The following is a 21,067-nucleotide window of genomic DNA, read 5'->3' as shown; positions in this document are numbered from 1 at the left end:
CGCCTTTCGTGCAGGGATGAGCCGGTGCGCCGAGATCACGGCGCCGTCGAGACCGGTTCACCGGCTACCTGCCGTCGATGATCGACATGAACCCGGCGAAGGCGAAGATGCCCGGCACGATGTAGAGGAAGGCGAGCAGGGCGTACCAGCCGACGGCGCCCACCACCGACCAGAGTCCGGTACGCCGGTCGCGGATCTCGAGTCGCCGACCGTCGGGCCCGATGATCGCACGAGGTGCGACCCATCGAGCCTTCGGGTTCGCGCGCCTCGCCTTGGCCTTCGCGAGCAGTCGGGGAACCTCCTGTCCCGACACGCGTTCATCGAGATAGCGTCGCGACTTCGAGATGATGCGTGGGGCCACCCCCGTGAGGATCGCGTACAGCGACTCCCACAGCTCGGCATCGGAGAAGTCGGCAGCCTTGGGCGTGAAGAACACCAGGGTCTCGTCGACGATCTCCACGTTGAAGTGGGCCGCTTCGTCGATGAGCGCCGCCATCACGTCGGGCGTGAGCACGTAGAGCGCCTCCCGCCCGTACGTCTGGGGCGCATAGACGCGGAACCACCGGTCGAAGTCGCCCTCCAGCGACATCCGCTGATCATGTTCGAAACCGATGGGAAGACGGCTGCTGATGCGTCCATCGGATGTCGCGTCGAGGATGAGGTGCGGAAGGGGTGCCGGCAGCTCGATGGCGATGTAGTGCCACTCGCCCGAGCGACCGGAGCTGCGATAGCTGAGATTGCCGATCTCGACGCCCGGTGCGACGAAGCGCGGGTACTCGCGAACGGCGGTGCGCTCGACGCTGATGATCGAGGCGAACGTCGCCGTCGGGCTCGGCTGCGGTTCGAAGCCGTTGGCGAGGGCGGTCAGCGTCTGCCGCCACTGGCTCATGCGGGCTCTCGGCGACGGCGGCCGGGCGGCCCACCGCCGAAGCAGGTATGCGCCGAAGAGCCAGGCTGCGAGGACGGCGGTCGCGATGACCAGTTCGGCCACGTCCGTGGCCGTGGCCCGGCGATCGTCGTAGGTGTGGATGCGGATGCCGGCGGACATGAAGACGAAGAAGAGATACCAGAGGATCAGGCAGTCGTTGACGTGCACGAGCACCTGGCGCTTCGTCGGCACCCAGCTCGGCCGCGAACCGCGACGGACCGTCGCCATCGCCGCGGCCACCTCGTCGTCGGAGGCGTGCAGCCAGCGCAGGTCGAGGGGCGTCGTCGTGTTCGTCGTGCTGGGCGTGCTGGGCGTGCTGGGCGTGTTCGTCGTGTTCGGGGAGTCGTGCCGTGGTGCGGTCATGCACCGAACCCGTCGAGATCGTCAGCGGGAGTCGGCGGGTGGTTCATGTTCATTCCTGAAGTTGCGGGGCGCGAGGCGGAAGTTCCAGTAGAACATGCCGATTGGTGTCAGGGCGCGAGCTTCGCGTCTTGCTTCGGGATGACGACCTGTTTGACGATCAGCAGGATCGACGCGGTGACCGGGATCGCGATCAGGGCGCCGAGGAGTCCGAGGAGAGTGCCGCCGACGAGCGCACCGATGACCACCAGGGCACCGGGCACCGAGATCGCCCGGTTCATGACCTTCGGCGTGAGCACGTAGGCCTCGAGCTGCATGTAGGCGAAGTAGATCGCCGCGAACAGCAATGCCGGCAGCCACCCTGAGAAGAGCGCGAGGGCCGTCGCGAGACCCCAGTACAGCACCGAGCCGACGAGCGGAATCAGCGTGATGCAGAACGCGACGACCGCCATGAGCAGCGGGAACGGCAGCTGCAGCACGAGGTGCAGCACGAACGCGACGACCGCATTGCAGAAGGCGAGCACCACCATGCCCATGAGGTAGCCGCCGACCGAATCCGTGATCTGCTCGGTCATCGACGCGACCCGAACCCGGCTGTACGCGGGTGCCAGCCGGTTGAACGCCGTCTTGATGGCCGGCAACGAAGCGAGGAAGTACAGGCTCAGCACGAGCACGATGATCACGCCCGAGAGGGTCGAGGCGATCGTCATCCCGACCTGGAGCACCCCCTTGCCGATCGTCGCGATGTGCGTCGGCTGGGTGAGGAACGAGGTGACCTGTTGCACGAGCGAGCTCGTCTCGGCGCCGAACGTGCCATCGAGCCAGGTGTACACATCGGATTTCTCGAAGTCCTGCACGAGCTTCGGAAGGTCGGCGATGATCTGCGACGTCTGGGTGACGACGGTGGGAACGATGAGCAGCAGCACCCCGACCACGACGAGCGCGAAGGAGACGTAGACGATGACGATTCCCCATGGGCGCCGCACGTCTCGCTTCTCGAGCCAGCGCACGACGGGATCGAGCCCGAGCGCGGCGAACAGGGCGAATGCCACGTAGATGAGCACCGTCGACAGATGTGCGAACGCGGTGCCCGCCGCGATCGCGACCAGCCCGCCGAGCGTGAGGATGAACCCCGACGTGAAGGGCCGGTTGAGCGTCGTCGAGACCTTTCGGGCCCCGTCGCTCGCATTCTCGCGAACGACGGTGTCGGTTGCCTGGTCAGTCATCACGGACCTCCTCATCTCGCTCGTCATCTCGCTTGTCATCTCGCTTCGCGACCGAGTGCCAGCCTCGGGCGATGGCGCCGGCATCGCGGCTCAGCCCGGCGCCCAGCATCATTCCGATCGCGATCGCGATGAGGGAGCCGAACGTCTTGAGAATGGTGCTCGCGGCGCCGGCAGTGCCCGATGCCGCTTCACTGAGGCCGATGAACCCCATCGAGCCGGGGACCAGCAGCCAGTACGCGCACGTCAGCATGATCCCCTTGGAGGGGGCTCCCTTCAGCCTTCCGGCCAGGTTGACGGCCGGAATCACGAGGAGCGCCCCGACGAGTCCCGACAGCTCCGGCCCGACGACGAGGTTGCCGAGCAGCTGAGCGGAATACGCCACGACGAGGGCGTAGAGGATCCAGACCAGCGACCGGCGGGGCGCAGCAGAGAAGAAGTAGTAGCCGAGGGCGACGAGTGCGATGCCGGCCCACGGCGCCCACGCGCCGAGTTGCACGGGGGCGTCAGTGCTCGGCGCCGGAATGCCGGCCACGCTGATGCCGGCGAAGACACCGAAGACGAGCAGGCCGAGGCGGGCGATTCCGTACACCAGGCGGCTCGCACCCGCCATCATCTGGCCCGATGTGAGCTCGACAGCAGCGACGGTGAGGGTCAATCCCGGCAGGAAGGAGACGAGCGAGGGAGCAACGAGGCGGATCACCTCGTCGTGCACGAGGGGGCTGATCAGGAGCGAGATGAACAGAGTGACGGCGAATGCCGTGAACGCGGGCAGGATCAGTGACAGCGTCGAGATCCGGCTGCCGATCTGCACGATCGTGCCGACGACGGCTCCGAGTACCACGTAGACCGGGAGCGCGCTGACCGTCGGGTTGAGCACGAGGCCGAATCCGATGGTGAGCAGGGTGTACCCGAGAACGGTCAGAACGGGCCCGAACCGGGATGCACCGTTCCTGATCCGCGCGATCGCCGACACGACCGATTCGGGTGCCGCGCGGTCTCTGGCCGAGTCGCGCACGAGACGCTCGATCGCATCGGCCTGATCGAGTCGCAACGCGCTCTGGTTCGCGTGGAAGATCGACGTCTGGGACGGCGCCGTGCCGGGGTCTTCGATGAGGATGAGTGTGGGCAGCACGAAGACCCGCAGCTCGGGGCGTGCGTAGCGATCCCCGATGCGCTCGAGAACCACCTCGACGTCGCTCGTCGCCTGTGATGAATCCAGCAGCGCCGCGCCGATGTCCCCGAGCATCTCGGGCACTCCCGTCGGCTCCTCCGTCGATGCCTGCGTCAGGGGCCGCCGCTGGAAGGCCTGGGCCGCCGCGCGGACGCGATCAGTGAGCCCCGACATCGGCAGGCTCGTTCCTCGGGCCGAGCATGAGCTGGCCGATGTCGTCGCGAGCGCCGGCGAAGAGACGGTGTCGAGACGCCACCCTGATCGCCTGATCACGGGTGGAGCAGCCGAGCTTGCGGTACAGGGACTTGAGCTGCGACTTGACGGTGTTCGGCGACACGTGGAACCGCCGGGCGATGGCGGCAGTGGTCGCGAGCACGGGCAGCACATTCAACACGCGCAGCTCGCTGGGCGTCAGGATCGGGCGGACCCGGATCTCGACGTGCGGGAGGTCGTTCGTCGCCGCGTCGAACTCGGCGAGCTCCGCATCCGACAGGGTCGCCCTCACCTGATCCAGCAATTGCCGAGGCCCGGTCGAGAGGAGGCGCCGGATGTTGCCCGTGACCGCGAGTCGGAAGATCTGGCTGGCCGAGCGAGCGTCGATCTCACCGCCCTGCGCGATCTCGACCCACGCCGTCAAGAGGATCGACTTCGCCCGCTGCATCGGGCTGAGTGTGTGGTCGCGCGAAAGCCGACTGATCTCGCTGGTCGCGAGATCGAAGCGCGAATCGTGCAACGCCAATCTGATGACGGCGAATCTCGTCATCACCCCGGTTCGCGGGTTCGATTCGGCGATGCCCCACGCGGTCGCCGAGTCACCGAGGGCGCACAGCGCCTCGATGGACGTCGATGCGATGACATCGGAAGCGACGGAGCCGTGCTGGTCGGGGTGCGCATCGCGTGCCAGGCGAATCGCCTCGAGGGCTTCGCCCGGACGCTGCTCGGCCAGGAGCGATCGGGCCCGGGCAAGGAGGGCGAACGGCCAGGTCATCTGGACGCTGTCGTACCGCTCGAGGTCTGCGAGCAGTTGCTCGACGTCGTCTGCCATGCGCTCGACCCCGATGAGGGCGGCCGCGGTGCCCTCGGTCATCCTGCTCGCGGCATGGTGGGATTCGGTCGGAGGCGGCAGGAGTGCGAGCTCGACGAGGGCGAGCTCGGCGTCGTCCAGTGAACCCCGGAGCGCGTGGGCGAGCGCGATACGACCGAGCGGAAGGCGCTCGGCATCACTGTGATTCGAGAGCCTTCCCAACTGCAGCGAGGTGCCGAACGCGAGCAGCGCGCGGGTGGTGTCGCCGGCGGCGAGCAGTGTGGAGCCGATCTGGAGGTGGTAGTACCAGAGCGGCCCGTCTGCGCGTTCGCGCGATTCGATGCGGATGTCGAAGATGCGATCTTCGAGCCGTCGTGCGTAGATGAGCGCCGCCGCCACATCGCCACTGACTCGGAATGCGATCATCTGCAGGAGCGTGTACACATCGAGTTCGTCGGGCTTCATCGCTCGTGCTTCGTCGGGATCGATGAGGGGCTTGAACGGCCGGGTCGTGCGGGCGAGCACCGGGGTCATGCGGTGGCCCAACCGAAGCAACGGGTAGCGTTCGAGCAGTCGGCTCGGGAGCGCCTCGATCGCTGACGTGAGCACGCCGTAGTGCTCATGGTAGAGCGGCAGGAAGTTCGCCACCGCAACGCGGGCGATGCTCTCCGGTGAGCCGGAGGACATCACGTACTCCAACTCCTCGAGCGCCTTGGCCTCGTCGTACAGGTTCATGCTCGTCCCCCGTTCGCGCCACCGCCCGCGTGCACGGCGACACCCGCACGGGTGACGTCCGCCAGAGTGAGGAAGCGAAGCGAGCGCCCCGCTTCGAAACGGCCGCTCACGTTTCCGGCGATGCCGCCCTGGACGGCGAGTTTGCTGCCGAGATCGAGCACGAGCTCTGGTGACTCGGGGCTGAAGTCGAAGTCGTCGAGGTCGACCCACACGATGTTCGGGTGCGTCGTCGATTCGAAGACATAGCGCTTGGCCGTGAGATCGGCGACGACCTGCCAGATGGTCTGCGATGCGTCGGGCTTGCCGGGGTCGGGGATGCGGAACGGCTGCGCCGCGTTGCGGATGACGCTGAACATCGAGGCGATGGCCTCCACCTGCGTCTCGGGCTGGGGGAGGCGATCGACGTAGTAGGCGGCGCGGGCGAATCGATCGGTTGCGAGCGTCGAACCCGGCAGCGGCTTGTCGCCGCCCCAGGCCTCGACCTGCGCGAGCAGCTCGAGTTGCTGGTCGTACTTCGGCGAGTTGGTCATCACCCGGTACTCGGGTCCGTGGTGGATCTCGACCGCCCCGTCGATGTACTCGATGATCGCCGAGTCGCCCTGGGCGTCGTCCAGTGCGAGGTGGATCGCCGGCACCTCGCCGCTCGCCGGGTCGGTCAGCTGCACGACCGCGACGTCGGTTCGTTCGATCCACGCGACGGCCTCGGCGACCGTGGCGAAGTTGTCGAGGAAGTACTGCAGCCACACGGCCTGGCTGAGGGCGGGTCGACTCTCGTCGTGGTCGCCGTAGACGGATTCGGCCAGCCAGAGCACGTGCCCTGAGAGACCCGCCTCGTTGATGCCGTCGACGGAGATCATGTCGAACGCCGTCGCGATCACGCTGCCGTACCGTGCGAGCCACGACAGCTCGCCCTTCACCCCGTCGTCTCGGCGGATGCCACGTGGCAGCTTCCACAAGTTCGTGCCGAGATCGCGGTGGTAATCCATGTTCCGACCGACGATGACCGCGCCGCCTGCGTTCTGCCAAACCACCCTGGTGCACATATCTCTCCCCCCGGAGTCTTCCCTTTGAATATGCCGATCACGGTATTCGAGGCGCGATCGGCGCCGACGACAGAACGTCGCCGCGTTCTACCTCTTTCGAGGCCTGAACCAGGGGAAGAGTGATCCGATCACGACGCCGGCGAGCAGCACTGCGAGGAACCACCCCCAGGCAGGCATCGTGAACTTGAGGAACAGGAAGCTCAGCGTGGCGGGCGCCACGTTCGAGAACACGAAGGCGAGCGCCACGACCGCGATGATGATCGCGAGGATCGCCTTTCCGTTCGACGTCGACTTTCCCGCGTCGGTGCGATCCGGCTGAGTACGTGCGTTTGTGTTCATATTTCCCCCCCGTTGACGCTCTGCGTCGTCTCCGGAGCATAACCTGCGGCCACGCGCAGAGTCCATGAATGTGATGAGACTCTCCGTTTCAAGCGCTGAACGGGTGAAAGCCGGGTGAGATGAGGATGAAGGATCGGGTGAAGAGCCGGGGGAATTCGTCTGCGATCCGCTGATACCCCGACACCTTCCGCATAGTGTCGCCGCCATGACCACCGGATCGAAAGCACCTCAGAGAATGATCGTTCGCAATGTCCGAGTCTTCGACGGGGTGAGCGATCGCACGCTGGACAATGCGGATGTGCTCGTCGAGGGCGCGCACATCATCGCCGTTTCCACGTCTCCGATCGCCGGCGACGCGTCAGACGGTGTCATCGAGATCCATGGCAACGGAAAGTTCCTCATGCCGGGGCTCAGCGATGCGCACGTGCACCTGATGGGCAACGCCAACAACATGATGGAGTTCCTGCAGGGGCCGACCGGTGCACTCTACGGCAACACGATCGCCGAGGCGAAGCGGATGCTGCTCAGGGGCTTCACCACCGTGCGCGACATGGGCGGCGACACGGCGCCCGTCAAGGGACTCATCGATCGCGGTGTCTTCGAGGGGCCTCGGATCTTCCCGAGCCAGGCGATGATCTCCCAGACCTCGGGTCACGCGGACTTCTCGTTCGTCTACGACGTGCCCGAGGAGTTCGGCGGCAAGCCCAGCCGCACCGACGACATCCATTTCACGCGCATCGCCGACGGCGTTCCGCGAGTGCTCGCGGCCGTGCGCGAGCAGTTGCGCCAGGGCGCAACGCAGATCAAGCTCACGCTCGGAGGCGGCGCCGCCTCGATGTACGATCCGCTCAACACCCTGCAGTACACACCCGACGAGATTCGGGCCGCAGTGCAGGCGGCGAGCGACTACGGCACATACGTCGCGACGCATGTTTACACCCCCGCCGGCATCGCGCGGGCGATCGAAGCAGGGGTGACCTCCATCGAGCACGGCCACCTCGCCGACGAAGACACGATCAAGCGCATCGCCGACGCGCAGATCTGGTTGTCGATGCAGCCGTTCGCCGAAGACGATCATCACTACCCCGACCCGGTGCGAGCCGGCAAGAACACCGAGATCTGCCACGGCACCGAACAGGTCTACGAATGGGCGAAGAAGCACGGCGTCAAGACCGCCTGGGGAACCGACCTGCTGCTCGAGCCGCAGTCGGCGCCCCGCCAGAGCGTGATGGCGGCCCGTCTCAGCGAGTTCTACACCAATGTCGAGGCGCTCAAGATGCTCACCTCGGGCAACGCGGCGCTCTTCGAGCTGGCGGGCGAGCGCGACACCTATGCCGGTGGGCGACTCGGCGTCATCGCCGAGGGCGCGTGGGCCGACATGATCCTCGTCGACGGCGACCCCACCGACGATCTGTCGCTGATCGCCGACCCCGACACCAATTTCAAGCTCATCGTCAAGGACGGGCACGTGGTCAAGAACACCTTGTGACGCCAGGGGGCGCCCGAATTCTCGGGCACAGGCAAGCGAGTGTTCGAAGGGGGAGAAGGAATGACATCGTCCGAAGCGGGTGAATCGACGGCACGGCACAGCTCGAAGACCGTCGCCCAACCGGTGATCGAGGCGGGTGACGTGCTGCTCGAAGCATCCGGCATCGGCGTCGACGCCTCATGGGGGCACATCTACGGCCCCATCGACATGACCGTTCACGCGGGGGGCCTGACGGTGCTCGTCGGATCCGGCGGGCGGGGCAGGACATCGCTCCTGCTCACGCTCGCCGGGCGGATGAAGCCGACGATGGGCACGCTCACGGCGTTCGGCCGCGACGGCGATGCGCATCATCTCTTCGACCACGCGGCGATCGCCAACATCGACGAGGTGGACGGGATCACGCAGACCATTCGCGTCCACGACATCGTGACCGAGCAGATCCGTTGGGCCGCGCCCTGGTACGGGTGGGTGCCTCAGTCGACCGAGGACGACCTGGAGCGAATCTGTCGCCCGGCATTCGGCGACTACGCCCTGCCGAGCATGGACGCGATGGTCGAGGAGCTGCCGGAGTTCACCGCAGCCCTCTTCCGCATCGCGGTCGCCAACATCCGCAAGCCGCCGTTGCTCGTCGTCGGCGGTGTCGACAATCTGGCGAGCGACGCGGGTTCGCGCCGGCTGCTCGACCGGCTGATCGCGCTCGGCAAGGAGCAGACGGTCATCACGGCCGACGTCAACGGCGTCGACGCTCGGGACGGCATTCGCGCGACCATCGCCGTGCCGAACCTCACCAACCACGAGTTCGCCGCACTCGAAGAGGAGGCGATCGCACGATGATCGCAGCATTCTCACCAGGCAGCGATTTCAAGCGCTACTACCGGGGCAGGATGCCGCGGCTCGCCCTGATCGTCATCATCCTGATGCCGCTCATGTACTGCGCGCTCTATCTCTGGGCGTTCTGGAACCCGTTCGGCGAGGTGAACAAGCTGCCGGTCGCGATCATCAACCTCGACGAGGGCGTGACCGTCGACGGCGAACGCACCGATGCGGGGGCCGACGTCGTCACGGGACTCATCGAGTCGAAACAGCTCGATCTGCACGAGGTCGATGAGCAGGAGGGCGTCGACGGCCTGGCTCACGGCCGCTTCTACTTCACGATCACGATTCCCGAGGACTTCAGCGAATCGGTGACCTCGGCGGCCACCGACAATGCACACCAGGCGAGGCTCATCTTCACCTACAACGACGCGAACAACTACCTCGCGACCGTCATCGGTCAGGATGCCGCCGCCGAGGCCATCAATCAGGTCAGCGCTCAGGTCGGCGAGCAGATCTTCGAGACGGTGCTGGGGCTGGCGGAGGGCACGGTTCCGAAGCTGCGGGAGGCCGCAGCCCAAGTCGATGAACTCAACGCCGGCATGCAGACGGCGAACGAGGGCGCGCAAGAGCTCGCCGACAACCTTGTCACGGCCAAGGACGGCTCGGCGACGCTGGCCGGTGCGCTCGACGAGCTGGATGACGCCGTCGATGACGCCGTGACCCGCGCCGAGACGATCGTCAACAGCTCGGGGATGACCGGAACGGAACTTCGGCAAGTGGTGCAGCGCGTGACCACGAACACCGATCAGGCCGCCGCGGCACTCGACAGGGTCGTCGCGGTCAAGGACGACGTGGTGAACCGGCTGGACGCCATCATCGCCGAGCTCGCCGCAGGCGACGAGATCCAGCAGGACCTCGCGAATCGCCTCACGGACGTTCGGAGCATCATCGTCGACAACTGGGTCTCGCAGGATTTGATCGTGACGTTCGACGCCATCCAGCAGGACGTGAACCTCGTCGCCGCGGAGCTCGACAACCCGAACAGCCGGGTGAGCGTCATCCTGCGCTCGGTCGAGAACGGGGGAGTCCAGCGGGATCTGGGAGAGGTGCGGGCCGCAGCGGGACAACTCCGCTCGGGTGCCGACGAATTGTCCTCCGGTCTCGTGCAGCTCAGCGCCGGCGCGAGCCAGCTCGCGGCGGGCACGCCGCTGCTCGCGGCCGGCACCGATCAACTCGCCGGCGCGGTGAACGAGGGCATGCAGTTCATCCCGTCCTGGAACAACGAGGAGCAGGGCAACTTCATCAAGGCCCTCGCCGACCCGGTCGCGCTCGACGAGGTGACGCACAACGAGGCGAAGACCTTCGCCTACGGCTTCGCCCCGTTCTTCATGGGCCTCGGCCTGTTCGTCGGGTCGCTCATCGCGTGGATGCTCTTCACGCCGTTGCAGGCGCGGCCGCTCGCACAGGGCCTCGGGTCGTTCCGGGTGGTGCTCGCCTCGTACGCGCCGACCCTGTTCGTCGGCATCCTGCAGGCGCTGCTGCTGTTCCTGGTGCTCTACTTCGGGCTCGGGCTGAAACCGGTGCATGCGGGGGGAACGCTGGCGTTCATGTTCCTGATGGTCGCGATGTTCCTCGCGCTGATACAGATGTTCAACGCCCTCTTCGGGCCCGCGGTCGGTCGGGTGGCGACGCTCGTGTTCCTCATGATCATGCTGACGTCGGCCGGGGGCATCTATCCGGTGCCCGTCACCTCGGTTCCGTTCCAGTATCTGCACTGGATCGACCCGATGACCTTCACCGTGACGGGCCTTCGGCAGCTGATCCTCGGCGGAGTCGACTCGCGGCTGTGGTCCTCGATCGCCGTGATCGTCTGCCTCACGATCGCCTTCGTCGCCGTCTCGACCTGGGCGGCACGGCGGAACCGGCAATACAACATGGACCGGCTCTATCCCCCCGTCGAGGTCTAGGGGGCACCGGGAGCAGCCGTTCAGCAGCACACATCACTCGTTGTACAGGGAAGAAGAGCAGGAGCGAAAGTGACTATCAACACCAGCAATGCACGCCAGACCACCAACGTCGACGCGAGGATCAGCGTGAACCCGGTCTTCGTCCGGCCCGGCGAGGCGACGGAGTTCGACAAGTTCGTGATGCCCGAGCAGCCCAGCCTGCCCGAGACCGCCTATCAGATCGTTCACGACGAGGCCATCCTCGACGGGAACTCGAGGCTGAACCTGGCGACGTTCGTCTCCACGTGGATGGACGACGAGGCGCAGAAGCTCTACGCCGAAGCCGCCGACAAGAACATGATCGACAAGGACGAGTACCCGGCCACGGCTGCGATCGAGGAGCGCTGCTGGCGGATGCTCGCCGAACTGTGGCACGTGCCCGACACGAACGACACGATCGGCACCTCGACGATCGGCTCGTCCGAGGCATGCATGCTCGGCGGTCTCGCACTCAAGCGACTGTGGCAGGAGAAGCGCAGGGCCGAGGGCAAGTCCACCGAGAAGCCGAACCTCATCATGTCGGCCGCCGTTCAGGTCGTCTGGGAGAAATTCTGCAACTACTGGGACGTCGAGGCCAGGTATGTTCCGGTCACTCCCGAGCACATGGTGCTCGACGGCCACGAGCTCGAGAAGTACGTCGACGAGAACACGATCGGCGTGGTCGCGATCCTCGGCCAGACCTTCACGGGCGCCTACGAGCCGGTCGAGACGATCGCGAAGAAGCTCGACGAGATCCAGGCGAACACGGGCCTCGACGTCAAGATCCATGTCGACGGGGCATCCGGAGCCATGGTCGCGCCGTTCTGCCAACCCGAGCTGAAGTGGGACTTCCAGATCGACCGGGTGAACTCGATCAGCACCTCGGGGCACAAGTACGGGCTCGTCTACCCCGGTGTGGGCTGGGTGATCTGGCGCAACACGGCCGTGCTGCCCGAGAGCATGATCTTCCACGTCAGCTACCTCGGCGGCGACATGCCGACCCTCGCGCTGAACTTCTCGCGCCCGGGCGCGCAGGTGCTGCTGCAGTACTACCAGTTCCTGCGCCTGGGTCGTGAGGGCTACCGCGCGGTGCAGCAGAACTCGATCGACGTGGCCACGTACCTCTCCTCGGAGATCGCGAAGATCGGCCCGTTCGACCTCGTGAGCAAGGGTGACACCATCCCGGTGTTCGCGTGGGTGCTCAAAGACGGCTACACCGCGACGTGGAGCCTCTACGATCTCGCCGACCGACTGCGCATGAAGGGCTGGCTCGTGCCCGCCTATCCCATGGCCGACAACATGTCGGACGTCACGCTGCAGCGCATCGTCGTGAAGGTCGGGCTCAGCCGGGACCTGGCATCCGCTCTGCTCTCCGACATCAAGGGGGAGGTGGCGTTCCTCAAGGCGCTGAAGTCGCCACTTCCCCGCGAAGCGGGCACCGGATCCCACTTCCACCACTGATCGACAGCGGTACGGGAGGCGTCGGTTGCGACGACCTCCCGTACCGGTTCGAATTCCGCACGCAAACGAGAGATGTGGAGCACGCGACCATGAGCGCGGCAGCGACGAGTATCGAACGGCCCCGGAAGTCGTTTCTGATCCCCACCCTGACGAAGCAGTGCTGGGGCTTCATGATCGGTTCGGCATTCTTCGCGCTCGGCTCCGCGCCGTGGCTGAGTGAAGCGCTCGGCAGTGCCGGCGCCAACATGCTCTTCTTCGTCGGCGCCTGGTTCTTCACCACGGCCGGACTCATCCAGCTCTTCCTCAGCGGTGCGGTCGCCGTGCCGGTGTCGTACGCACCCGGGCGGATGGTGCGCGCCGAGTGGCTGACCGCGGCGACGCAGTCGTTCGGCACGCTCATGTTCAACGTGAGCACCACCGCGGCACTGTATGCGAAATCGATCTCGGCCGAGGGGCGTTTCGTCTGGAACCCCGACGCCGGCGGATCCGTCGCCTTCCTCATCAGCGGTGTGCTCGCCTTCGTCGCCTACTCGCGGGTGGCGCGTCTCGTCGACCCAGGTCGCGTGGCGTGGTGGTCGGTGCTCGTCAACTTCATCGGCTGCGTGGCGTTCGGCATCTCGGCCATCGGCGCGTACATCCTTCCGGACGGCAGTGCGTACAGCGGCGCGCTCTCGAGTTGGGGCACCTTCGTCGGTGCGATCTGCTTCCTGCTCGCCTCCCTGATCGTGCTGCCGCAGTGGAGCCGCTCGAAGCGTCGGGAATCGCACGGAACGGGTGCTCGGTGAGAACCGACGACCGCGGCACCGGCCGGTGGCTGCGGGGCCTCGATGACGAGTCCTTCGCGCTGATCGCGGGGGCGATCGCATTCGTGGTCGGCGGCGTCGTCGCGGGGTTCGTCTTCTGGGGTCGCGAGCTGGCCATCGACGGTCGTGGTTCGCTGGGCGACTTCACGGCCATCGCGAGCGCCGTCGCCGCGACGGTCGCGTTCGCCGTCACCAGAACGCTGCCGCGCCGCACCGTGCCGCACGACACAGACCGCGCCGAGGCGCCCGAAGCCGGCCGCGCACGGTATCGATGGTTCGATCTCGTGGCGCTCTCGCTCGCGCACGGCGTGATCGCGCTGCTCGGCTGGATCGGCATCGCGACCGTCATGGAGCACAGCTTCCTCGGCGCGACCGTCTACGCCTCGCCCGCGGTCGTGATCGCGGCCGCGGCGACCGCACTGTCGGCCTACCTCGCGTCCCTCAGCGGAACGAACGTCTCGCCGCGCCGGCTCTCGATCGTGCTCGCCGTGTTCCTCGTCGTCGGCATGACCACGGCGATGTTGAGCTCCACCGATCCGCTCTGGTGGCAGATGAACCTGTCGGCGCTCGGCATCACCCATGACATCTCATCGCTCACGTTCAACCTCACCCTGATCGTGTCGGGCGTGCTCGTCACGACCATCGCCCGACTCGGCACGGCGACGCTGCCGTCCGCCACCACGATCGAACGCCGCCGGCAGGTGAGCGTCCGCGTGCTCTTCGTGCTCCTCGGCGTGTTCCTCGCCTGCGTCGGCCTGTTCCCGGTCGACCGGTTCTTCCTGCTCCACAACACCGTCGCCACCGGCATGACCGTCGTCTTCGCGGTGCTGGTGGTCGGGCTCCCGTGGCTCATCCCATCGATGCCGCGGGCCTTCGTCATCCTCGGGTTCGTGTACATCGGCGTCGTCATCGCGCTGGTGGTGCTGTTCGCAGCAGGTCTCTACAACCTCACCGCCGTCGAGCTCGTGTCCGCCATCGTGATCTTCAGCTGGATCATCCTCTTCCTTCGCAACGTCGAGGTCGACCGAGACCTGCGCCCCATCGAGACGGAACGCTGATGCTCATCGTTCTCGCCGACCTCCTCACGATCGGAATCGCGATCGCGATCAGCCCGCTCGCGATCGTCGCCGTCATCCTGATGGCGACGGCCGGCAAGGGCCGCACGAACGGCACGGCCTTCATCCTGGGGTGCTACGTGTTCGCGGTCATGTTCGTCGGTGTGCTCGCACTCATCGGCCGCGCAGCGGGAGCCGACGAGGTCGATTCGGGCCCGCATGTCACGGTCGACATCGTCGAGATCGTGCTCGGGGCGGGCCTGCTCGTGCTGGCGTACACGCAGTGGCGCCAGCGATCTCACACGGGAACTCCGAAGTGGATGGCGAGCCTCGACGGGTTGACGGTCTGGAAGGCGTTCCTCGTCGGCATCCTCATCTCGGGCCCGCTCTCTCCGAAGGACCTGCCGCTCTTGACCGCCGCCGGCGGCCGCATCTCCCAGGCGGCGCTCCCGGCAGAACAGGTCGTCGGGGTGGTGCTCATCTTCGGCGTCTTCGGCATCGCCGCGGTCCTGGTGCCCTGGCTCTTCAGCATCGTCTCGCCGAGCACGGTGGAGGCACGTCTCACCGCACCGCGCACCTGGCTCGTGGCCAACCACGCGGTGATCATGACCGTGCTCTTCCTCATCCTCGGGTTCAAATTGATCGGCTCGGGAGTGGCCGATCTCGCCGGCTGACGGCGGCGAGAGGGGGCATCGGGATGTCGGTGGAACTGCTGCTCGCGATCGTCGCGGGCGTCATCGTTATCGTCTTCGCGAACTCGCTCTCCCGACGCATCGGTGTGGCGGGCCCGCTGATCCTCGTGGCCATCGGCGTCGGGGTCAGCCTGATCCCGGCCGTCTCGGCGGTCTCGGTGCCGCCGGTGCTGATTCTGACGGGCGTGCTGCCGCCGCTGCTCTTCTCAGCGGCCGTCTCGGCTCCCGCGATCGAGTTCCGCCGTGACTTCGGCGCGATCGGCGGACTGTCCGTCGCGCTGGTGATCATCAGCTCGCTCGTGCTCGGACTGTTCTTCGTCTGGGCGATACCGGGAATCGGGTTTCCGTTCGCGGTCGCGCTGGGGGCGATCCTGAGCCCGACCGACGCGGTGGCCACCTCGATCGTGCGCAAGCTCGGCATGCCGCGCCGCGTGGTCACGATTCTCGAGGGGGAGAGCCTGCTGAACGACGCCACCGCGCTCGTCACGCTTCGCACGGCGATCGTCGCGGCGGCCGCGGGGTTCTCGTTCCTGACCACGCTCGGCTCGTTCGCGTGGGCGGTCGCCTCGGCGGTCGTGGTCGGCGCCCTCGCGGGCGTGCTCGCCCTGCGGTTGCGGGCGTGGACGACGAGTGCGACGGCCAACACCGCGCTCGGCCTCACGGTGCCCTACCTGGCGTTCCTGCCGACGGAGGCGCTCGGTGGCTCGGGGCTCGTCGCAGCGGTCGTCGCGGGCGTGGTGTGCGGTCAAGGGTCGGTGCGGTGGCTGACACCCGAACAGCGCATCTCGGACAAGTACACCTGGCGCACGATCGAATTCCTGCTCGAAGGCGCCGTGTTCCTCATCATGGGGCTCGAGCTCTACGGAATCGTGCAAGACAACCTCGCCGCCGAGGAGGGCCTGTTGAAGGGCGCCAGGATCGCGGCGCTCGCCTTCGTCATCCTCATCGCGATTCGGGCGGCGTACGTGATCCCGATGCTCAGACTCCAGACCGCGCGGGCGAAGCGCTCGGTGCAGAGCCGACTCGACACCAGCGTGCTCGGGTCGAAGCGGAGTTCGAAGCGCATCGGGAGGATGCGCGCCGACATCGACTACTTCGACCGCTCACCGCTCACCTGGAAGCACAACACGATCATCGTCTGGGCGGGCATGAGGGGTGCGGTCACCCTGGCCGCAGCGCAGACGTTGCCCGAGGACGCCCCGCAACGCGATCTGCTCATCTTCATCGCGTTCCTCGTTGCGGCCGGAAGCCTGCTGCTGCAGGGCATGACGTTGCCGGCACTCGCACGTCTGCTGAAGATCCGAACGGCGGAAGCCGGAGGCCTGCCGCGAGCGGAGATCCGTGAGATCGACGGCGAGGTCCGCGATGCTGCTCGAGCCGCCCTCGACGACGGCTCGCTCTGGCGTGCCGATCGGCGCGAGTTCTCCGAAGAGACATACGCGCTACCGCGATCGCGGTTCGTCACCCCGCTCGACCCCGAGGAATCGCAGGTCGAGCCGGAAGCGCTCGAGTTCGAGCTCGCACTCGTCGGAGTGATGCGAGTGCGTCTGCATGAGCTCGGCCGCTCGGGAAGGTACAGCACGAGCGCGCTTCGGTACGTGCTCGACGAACTCGACGCGTACGAGATCAGTCTGAAGCTGCACCTCGAAAGCGAGAAGTGACCATGGCCATCGACTCGACGCTCGCCGGCATCGGACTCGCCGTCGTGTCGGCCGCCGTGCTCTCGGGCGGCAACCTCCTGCAGGGCCGTGGTGTGCGCGTGATGGAGGCCGACGCCGCTCGCGGCGTCGACGGGTCCAAGATGATCAACCTCGTGCGCAATCGCTTCTGGCTGATCGGGGGTCTGCTCCTGATCGTGGCGATCGTGCTGCAGATGGGCAGTCTCACCTTGGCGCCGTTGATGATCGTGCAGCCGATCGGCGTCGCGGCGCTCGTCTTCACGGTGCTGCTGACGGCGGTTGCGGCGAAGCGCCGACCGTCGGCGGCGGTCGTCACGGCGATCGCGGTCTGCGTGCTCGGCGTTGCGGCGTTCGTCACGGTCGCGGCGCTCGTGAGCACGCAGCATCCCATCACCGACGTGCAGCTCATCTCGGTGCTCGTGGTGCTCGTCAGTGTGCTGCTGGCGACCGGTCTCGTGCTGCTGGTCGGGCGGAACCGGCCGACGCCGCCGGTGTTCTGGGTGCTGCTCGGCGGCGTCTACTCGGCATTCGTCGCGACGCTCGGCAAGACGGTGATCATGCGGGTTCAGGCGGCGTTCGCCTCGCACGCGTTCTCATTCGACGTGACGAATCTGCTCACGCTCGGCTGCATCGTCGGCATCGGCGTCGCGGGGGCGCTCTCGATCTACTTCGTGCAGCGCGCGCACGAGGCGAATCGTGCCGACGTCGTCGTGGCCGGGCTCACCGTCGTCGACCCCGCGGTCGCGGTCGTGCTCGGCATCACGATCCTCGGAGAGGCCAGCGCGGCGCCGCCCTGGGCGATCCTCGTGTTCGTGGCCGCCGGAGCGGTCGCGATCGGCGGGGTGTTCGCCCTGTCGCGCGCCGAAAGCGCCGTGAGCGCCGGCACTGCCGAGACTGCCGGCACCGCCGTGACCGCCGGCACCGCCGTGACCGCCGGCGCCGCCGTGAGCGCCGACAGTGCTCAGCCGGCGAGCCGTGCCCGCAAGGCCGCGAGCTCGGTCTCCGACAGCCCGCCCGACCGGAGGTAGCCGGCCGAGCCCCCGTGCTGCCCGTCGGTCCATGCGAGGGCCTGCTCGATCGCCTCGGGAGGGGTCCCGGTCAGGAGCGTGCGCAGTCCGGGCGTCAGCGGAACGCCGAGCGACGAGATCGAGTGGAGCATTCCGTCCGCCCACGGCCCGGCGAGGTTGTCTTGCGATGCCGCGTAGTCGGCGACGACCGCCGAGCGCTCGACGCCGACGGCGTCGAGCATCAGTGCGGTGGCGACGCCCGTGCGGTCTTTGCCAGCGGTGCAGTGCACCACCACGGCGGTGGGCGCGTCATCGGTCGACGCTGCGATGAGGCGCGCGACGTCGGCGAACTGCGTCGCGCCGTGCTGGAGCATTCCGAGGTACAGCTCGCCCAGCGTCGGCAACGAGGCCAACGCTCGAGCGACCATCGCGGGTGACGTCGCGCCGCCCGGGACGGCTTGCTTCGTCATCTCGGCCATCGCGCCCTCGAGCAGCGCGAGCTCGACGACCTGGAACGGCCGTGTCGTGGGGATCCGGTCGGGTGCCGCCTGGCGTTCGACCGGGGTGCGGAAGTCGACGATCACGCCGATGTCGGTCGCGGCGAACTCGTCGAGTCCGGTCGCGCTCAGGTTCGAGAGCGCATCGCAGCGGTAGAGCACTCCACTGCGGGTGGAGCAGCCCTGGCTGAGCGGCATCCCGCCGGTGTCGCGGAAGTTGTACAGCCCGTCGATGTGCAAGTCGTTCCCTTCTTCAGTTGCGTCTTCAGCCGCGCCGCGTGCCGAAGGAGAAGGCGCGAACGATGTTGACGATACCGAGCACGACGAGCGAGATGCCGAGCAGCCACCAGAGCACGACGGCGCCCCACAGCGGCGAGAGCAGCAGCAGGATGCCCGCGATGATGCTGATGATCGCGAAGAAGATCGACCAGCCCTTCGACGACGACTTCGACAGCGTCGACAACGCGACGACCCCCTCGACCACCCACATGATGCCGACGGCGATGCCGAGGAAGAGTGCGAGCCAGTCCTTCGTCTGCGAGAGGTTCGAGAATGCGATCACGCCGGCCACGACGAACACGATGCCGAGCACGATGTGGCCGACTCGCGACCATCCGCCCTTTCCACGCACGAAGATGCCGAGACCCGCGTACACCAGCCCGGCCGCGATGGCGTAGACCGCGATGATCGCCGTGACCACGATCGCGGTCTTCGAGGGCCAGACGAGCACCAGGATTCCGACGATGAGTGCGAGCACCCCGGCGATGCCGAGGGAGGTGCGGATCGCGTTCGCGGCCTTGTCGGTGCCGGTCGTTGCAGTCATTCCAGGGTCCTTTCAGAAGACACGTGACGCCAGCATGACGACGGATCGGCGGCCGCGCGCCCGGACGAGCGAAAGTTCACCCGGCTCGTCACCCGGTGGGTCATCCTCCTGTCGCTCGCCCGCCACCGCCTGCTATTCGACGAGCTTGCCCGCCACCGACACCTCGTCGCGCATGAGCGCCGCGATCTCGTCGGGGATCGGTGGGATCTCCTCGCGCGTCACCCCGGTCGAGGGCGACCAGACGAGGTTCACCTGCAGCGCGTCATCCAACGAGGGATAGTCGCTGCGGTTGTGGCAGCCGCGGGTCTCGCGGCGCTCGAGTGCTGCGGCCAGGGTGGCGCGCGCGGCGAGCGCGGCCGACTTCAGGTCGAAGGCATGCGCGAGGTCCTGGTAGCCGGCGATGTCGGGGTGCACGCCGATGTCGGCCATGCGCGCCTCGATCGCGTCGAGCTCGGCGAGGCCGGCGGTGAGGCCCTGTTCGTCGCGCACCACGCCGGCGTGCTCGGTCATCGTGTTGCGGATGTCGCGCTGCAGGGCGCGCACGTTCTCCGAGCCGTCGGATGCGAGCAGCGAGGCGATGTCGTCGCGCGCGGTCTGCACCGCGGCGGCCGAGCGCTGCTGCGACGGGAGTGCAGCCGAATACGCCGCAGCGGCCTGGCCCACGATGCGTCCGAAGACCAGCAGTTCGATGAGCGAGTTGCCGCCCAGCCGGTTGGCGCCGTGCAGACCGCTGGATGCCTCGCCGATGGCGTAGAGGCCCGGGACATCCGTGCCGTGGTCGTCGGGGCGCACCCACACGCCGCCCATCGAGTAGTGCGCGGTGGGCGCGATCTCGATCGGCTGCTTCGTGATGTCGAGCATCTGCAGCTCGAGCATGGTCTGGTAGACGCGCGGCAGGCGCTGCATGATGGTCTCGCGGGGCAGGTGCGACACATCCAGCCAGACACCGCCATTGGGGGTGCCGCGCCCCTCCTTGATCTCGGTGTAGGCGGCGAGCGCCACGCGGTCGCGCGTCGAGAGTTCCATGCGCTCGGGGTCGTACTTGTGCATGAAGCGCTCACCGAGACCATTGGTGAGGATGCCGCCCTCGCCGCGGGCCGCCTCGCTGATGAGGGTGCCGGCCGCGTTCTCGGGCTCGATGATGCCCGAGGGGTGGAACTGCACGAGCTCTGGGTCGCGCACCCGGCCGCCGGCCTCGACGGCGAGGCGCCACGAGTCGCCCGTGTTCTCGTCGCGCCGCGATGACGTGCGTCGCCAGATACGGTTGTGGCCGCCGGCGGCGAGGATGACGGCGTCGGCATGGATGAGGTAGCGCGTACCGTCGTCGAGGTCGAAGCCGTAGGCGCCGAAGACCGCGCCGTCGTCGTTCACGAGGAGGCGCGTGACGTAGACCGTGTCGAGGATCGGCACGTCGAGCTGTGCGGCCCGGTTGACGAGCGTGCGCTGGATCTCGAGTCCGGTGTAGTCGCCCGCGAACGCCGTGCGACGGTAGGTGTGGGCGCCGAAGAAGCGCTGCGAGATGCGGCCGTCGGCTTCGCGGGCGAACGGCATGCCGTAGCGCTCGAGGTCGTCGATGCCGCGGGCCGCGCCCGAGGTCACGATCTCGACCGTGTGCGGGTTCGCGAGCAGGTAACTCTCTTTCAGCGTGTCGGCGGCGTGCTGCTGCCAGCTGTCGTCGGCGTCCATCGTGGCGAGCGCGGCGTTGATGCCGCCGGCGGCGAGCGAGGTGTGCGCGTCGTGCTTGGGGCGCTTGCCGAGCGCGAGCACGTCGACGCCCGCCTCGGCGAGCTCGATGGCGGCGCGCAGGCCCGAACCGCCGGTGCCGATGACGAGCACGGTCGTTGAGATCTGGCGTTCTGGAGCAGTCATGGTGTCGACGCTAGATTCGCCCATTGGATTACTCCAATGCATCTTGCCAGTAGCAACGATGCGAA

The 21,067-nt window shown here is 67.2% G+C and carries 18 protein-coding genes; 9 read left to right on the top strand and 9 right to left on the bottom strand.

What is annotated here, in order from left to right; all coding sequences use genetic code 11:
- Nucleotides 1-64: 64 nt before the first annotated feature.
- The 6 genes from ACWGST_RS09510 to ACWGST_RS09485 form a co-directional block, all read right to left on the bottom strand.
- Nucleotides 65-1,291: a hypothetical protein gene (locus ACWGST_RS09510; RefSeq protein WP_452046415.1), complete on the bottom strand. Its 1,227-nt coding sequence runs from the start codon at nucleotides 1,289-1,291 to the stop codon at nucleotides 65-67.
- A 107-nt stretch (nucleotides 1,292-1,398) separates the two neighbouring features.
- On the bottom strand, nucleotides 1,399-2,514 hold the full coding sequence (locus tag ACWGST_RS09505) for an AI-2E family transporter (RefSeq protein ID WP_452046414.1): 1,116 nt from the start codon (nucleotides 2,512-2,514) through the stop codon (nucleotides 1,399-1,401).
- The gene (locus tag ACWGST_RS09500) at nucleotides 2,507-3,859 is read right to left on the bottom strand and encodes a threonine/serine ThrE exporter family protein (RefSeq protein WP_452046413.1); all 1,353 of its coding nucleotides are present in this window, start codon (nucleotides 3,857-3,859) and stop codon (nucleotides 2,507-2,509) included. Before ACWGST_RS09500 ends, ACWGST_RS09505 begins: the two co-directional genes overlap by 8 nt.
- On the bottom strand, nucleotides 3,843-5,444 hold the full coding sequence (locus ACWGST_RS09495) for a response regulator transcription factor (protein ID WP_452046412.1): 1,602 nt from the start codon (nucleotides 5,442-5,444) through the stop codon (nucleotides 3,843-3,845). Before ACWGST_RS09495 ends, ACWGST_RS09500 begins: the two co-directional genes overlap by 17 nt.
- Entirely contained in the window at nucleotides 5,441-6,487 is a 1,047-nt protein-coding gene (locus tag ACWGST_RS09490; RefSeq protein WP_452046411.1) for a linear amide C-N hydrolase, read from the bottom strand. Before ACWGST_RS09490 ends, ACWGST_RS09495 begins: the two co-directional genes overlap by 4 nt.
- Before the next feature lie 87 nt (nucleotides 6,488-6,574).
- Complete coding sequence (locus tag ACWGST_RS09485; protein WP_452046410.1) at nucleotides 6,575-6,826, bottom strand: LapA family protein; 252 nt, start codon at nucleotides 6,824-6,826, stop codon at nucleotides 6,575-6,577.
- A gap of 268 nt (nucleotides 6,827-7,094) precedes the next feature.
- Between ACWGST_RS09485 and ACWGST_RS09480 the strand changes: the two genes are divergently transcribed.
- The 9 genes from ACWGST_RS09480 to ACWGST_RS09440 all read left to right on the top strand — a co-directional run bounded on the left by ACWGST_RS09480 (nucleotide 7,095) and on the right by ACWGST_RS09440 (nucleotide 17,834).
- Nucleotides 7,095-8,315, top strand: coding sequence for an amidohydrolase family protein (locus ACWGST_RS09480; protein ID WP_452046409.1), 1,221 nt, complete (start codon nucleotides 7,095-7,097; stop codon nucleotides 8,313-8,315).
- A gap of 60 nt (nucleotides 8,316-8,375) precedes the next feature.
- Entirely contained in the window at nucleotides 8,376-9,149 is a 774-nt protein-coding gene (locus ACWGST_RS09475) for an ATP-binding cassette domain-containing protein (protein WP_452046408.1), read from the top strand.
- Nucleotides 9,146-11,098 carry a YhgE/Pip family protein gene (locus ACWGST_RS09470; protein WP_452046407.1) on the top strand — a complete coding sequence of 651 codons (1,953 nt, stop codon included), beginning with the start codon at nucleotides 9,146-9,148 and terminating at the stop codon, nucleotides 11,096-11,098. The genes ACWGST_RS09475 and ACWGST_RS09470 overlap by 4 nt, the downstream gene beginning before the upstream one ends.
- Before the next feature lie 75 nt (nucleotides 11,099-11,173).
- A complete protein-coding gene (locus ACWGST_RS09465) occupies nucleotides 11,174-12,577 on the top strand; it encodes a glutamate decarboxylase (protein ID WP_452046442.1) in 1,404 nt (467 codons plus the stop codon).
- A gap of 89 nt (nucleotides 12,578-12,666) precedes the next feature.
- On the top strand, nucleotides 12,667-13,362 hold the full coding sequence (locus tag ACWGST_RS09460; protein ID WP_452046406.1) for a hypothetical protein: 696 nt from the start codon (nucleotides 12,667-12,669) through the stop codon (nucleotides 13,360-13,362).
- Nucleotides 13,359-14,438 carry a hypothetical protein gene (locus tag ACWGST_RS09455; RefSeq protein WP_452046405.1) on the top strand — a complete coding sequence of 360 codons (1,080 nt, stop codon included), beginning with the start codon at nucleotides 13,359-13,361 and terminating at the stop codon, nucleotides 14,436-14,438. Before ACWGST_RS09460 ends, ACWGST_RS09455 begins: the two co-directional genes overlap by 4 nt.
- Entirely contained in the window at nucleotides 14,438-15,109 is a 672-nt protein-coding gene (locus tag ACWGST_RS09450) for a GAP family protein (protein ID WP_452046404.1), read from the top strand. Before ACWGST_RS09455 ends, ACWGST_RS09450 begins: the two co-directional genes overlap by 1 nt.
- A 23-nt stretch (nucleotides 15,110-15,132) precedes the next feature.
- Nucleotides 15,133-16,788, top strand: coding sequence for a cation:proton antiporter (locus tag ACWGST_RS09445; protein WP_452046403.1), 1,656 nt, complete (start codon nucleotides 15,133-15,135; stop codon nucleotides 16,786-16,788).
- Nucleotides 16,789-16,790: 2 nt separating this feature from the next.
- A complete protein-coding gene (locus tag ACWGST_RS09440) occupies nucleotides 16,791-17,834 on the top strand; it encodes a multidrug DMT transporter permease (protein ID WP_452046402.1) in 1,044 nt (347 codons plus the stop codon).
- Here the strand turns inward: ACWGST_RS09440 and ACWGST_RS09435 are convergent.
- The 3 genes from ACWGST_RS09435 to ACWGST_RS09425 form a co-directional block, all read right to left on the bottom strand.
- A complete protein-coding gene (locus tag ACWGST_RS09435) occupies nucleotides 17,768-18,550 on the bottom strand; it encodes a tyrosine-protein phosphatase (protein ID WP_452046401.1) in 783 nt (260 codons plus the stop codon). The genes ACWGST_RS09440 and ACWGST_RS09435 overlap by 67 nt on opposite strands.
- Before the next feature lie 25 nt (nucleotides 18,551-18,575).
- The gene (locus tag ACWGST_RS09430; RefSeq protein ID WP_452046400.1) at nucleotides 18,576-19,133 is read right to left on the bottom strand and encodes an HdeD family acid-resistance protein; all 558 of its coding nucleotides are present in this window, start codon (nucleotides 19,131-19,133) and stop codon (nucleotides 18,576-18,578) included.
- Nucleotides 19,134-19,265: 132 nt separating this feature from the next.
- Complete coding sequence (locus ACWGST_RS09425; RefSeq protein WP_452046399.1) at nucleotides 19,266-21,002, bottom strand: L-aspartate oxidase; 1,737 nt, start codon at nucleotides 21,000-21,002, stop codon at nucleotides 19,266-19,268.
- Nucleotides 21,003-21,067 lie beyond the last annotated feature (65 nt).

The sequence above is a fragment of the Agromyces sp. NPDC055520 genome, from assembly GCF_053619715.1.
Note: the sequence above shows the minus strand (reverse complement) of the source record. Positions and strands in the feature narration are given on the sequence as shown.

What these genes read in the sequence shown, in the direction of transcription:
- ACWGST_RS09510 (WP_452046415.1), bottom strand. Translation starts at nt 1,291, where the DNA reads ATGACCGCACCACGGCACGACTCCCCGAACACGACGAACACGCCCAGC.
- ACWGST_RS09505 (WP_452046414.1), bottom strand. Translation starts at nt 2,514, where the DNA reads ATGACTGACCAGGCAACCGACACCGTCGTTCGCGAGAATGCGAGCGAC.
- ACWGST_RS09500 (WP_452046413.1), bottom strand. Translation starts at nt 3,859, where the DNA reads ATGTCGGGGCTCACTGATCGCGTCCGCGCGGCGGCCCAGGCCTTCCAG.
- ACWGST_RS09495 (WP_452046412.1), bottom strand. Translation starts at nt 5,444, where the DNA reads ATGAACCTGTACGACGAGGCCAAGGCGCTCGAGGAGTTGGAGTACGTG.
- ACWGST_RS09490 (WP_452046411.1), bottom strand. Translation starts at nt 6,487, where the DNA reads ATGTGCACCAGGGTGGTTTGGCAGAACGCAGGCGGCGCGGTCATCGTC.
- ACWGST_RS09485 (WP_452046410.1), bottom strand. Translation starts at nt 6,826, where the DNA reads ATGAACACAAACGCACGTACTCAGCCGGATCGCACCGACGCGGGAAAG.
- ACWGST_RS09475 (WP_452046408.1), top strand. Translation starts at nt 8,376, where the DNA reads ATGACATCGTCCGAAGCGGGTGAATCGACGGCACGGCACAGCTCGAAG.
- ACWGST_RS09470 (WP_452046407.1), top strand. Translation starts at nt 9,146, where the DNA reads ATGATCGCAGCATTCTCACCAGGCAGCGATTTCAAGCGCTACTACCGG.
- ACWGST_RS09460 (WP_452046406.1), top strand. Translation starts at nt 12,667, where the DNA reads ATGAGCGCGGCAGCGACGAGTATCGAACGGCCCCGGAAGTCGTTTCTG.
- ACWGST_RS09450 (WP_452046404.1), top strand. Translation starts at nt 14,438, where the DNA reads ATGCTCATCGTTCTCGCCGACCTCCTCACGATCGGAATCGCGATCGCG.
- ACWGST_RS09445 (WP_452046403.1), top strand. Translation starts at nt 15,133, where the DNA reads ATGTCGGTGGAACTGCTGCTCGCGATCGTCGCGGGCGTCATCGTTATC.
- ACWGST_RS09440 (WP_452046402.1), top strand. Translation starts at nt 16,791, where the DNA reads ATGGCCATCGACTCGACGCTCGCCGGCATCGGACTCGCCGTCGTGTCG.
- ACWGST_RS09430 (WP_452046400.1), bottom strand. Translation starts at nt 19,133, where the DNA reads ATGACTGCAACGACCGGCACCGACAAGGCCGCGAACGCGATCCGCACC.
- ACWGST_RS09425 (WP_452046399.1), bottom strand. Translation starts at nt 21,002, where the DNA reads ATGACTGCTCCAGAACGCCAGATCTCAACGACCGTGCTCGTCATCGGC.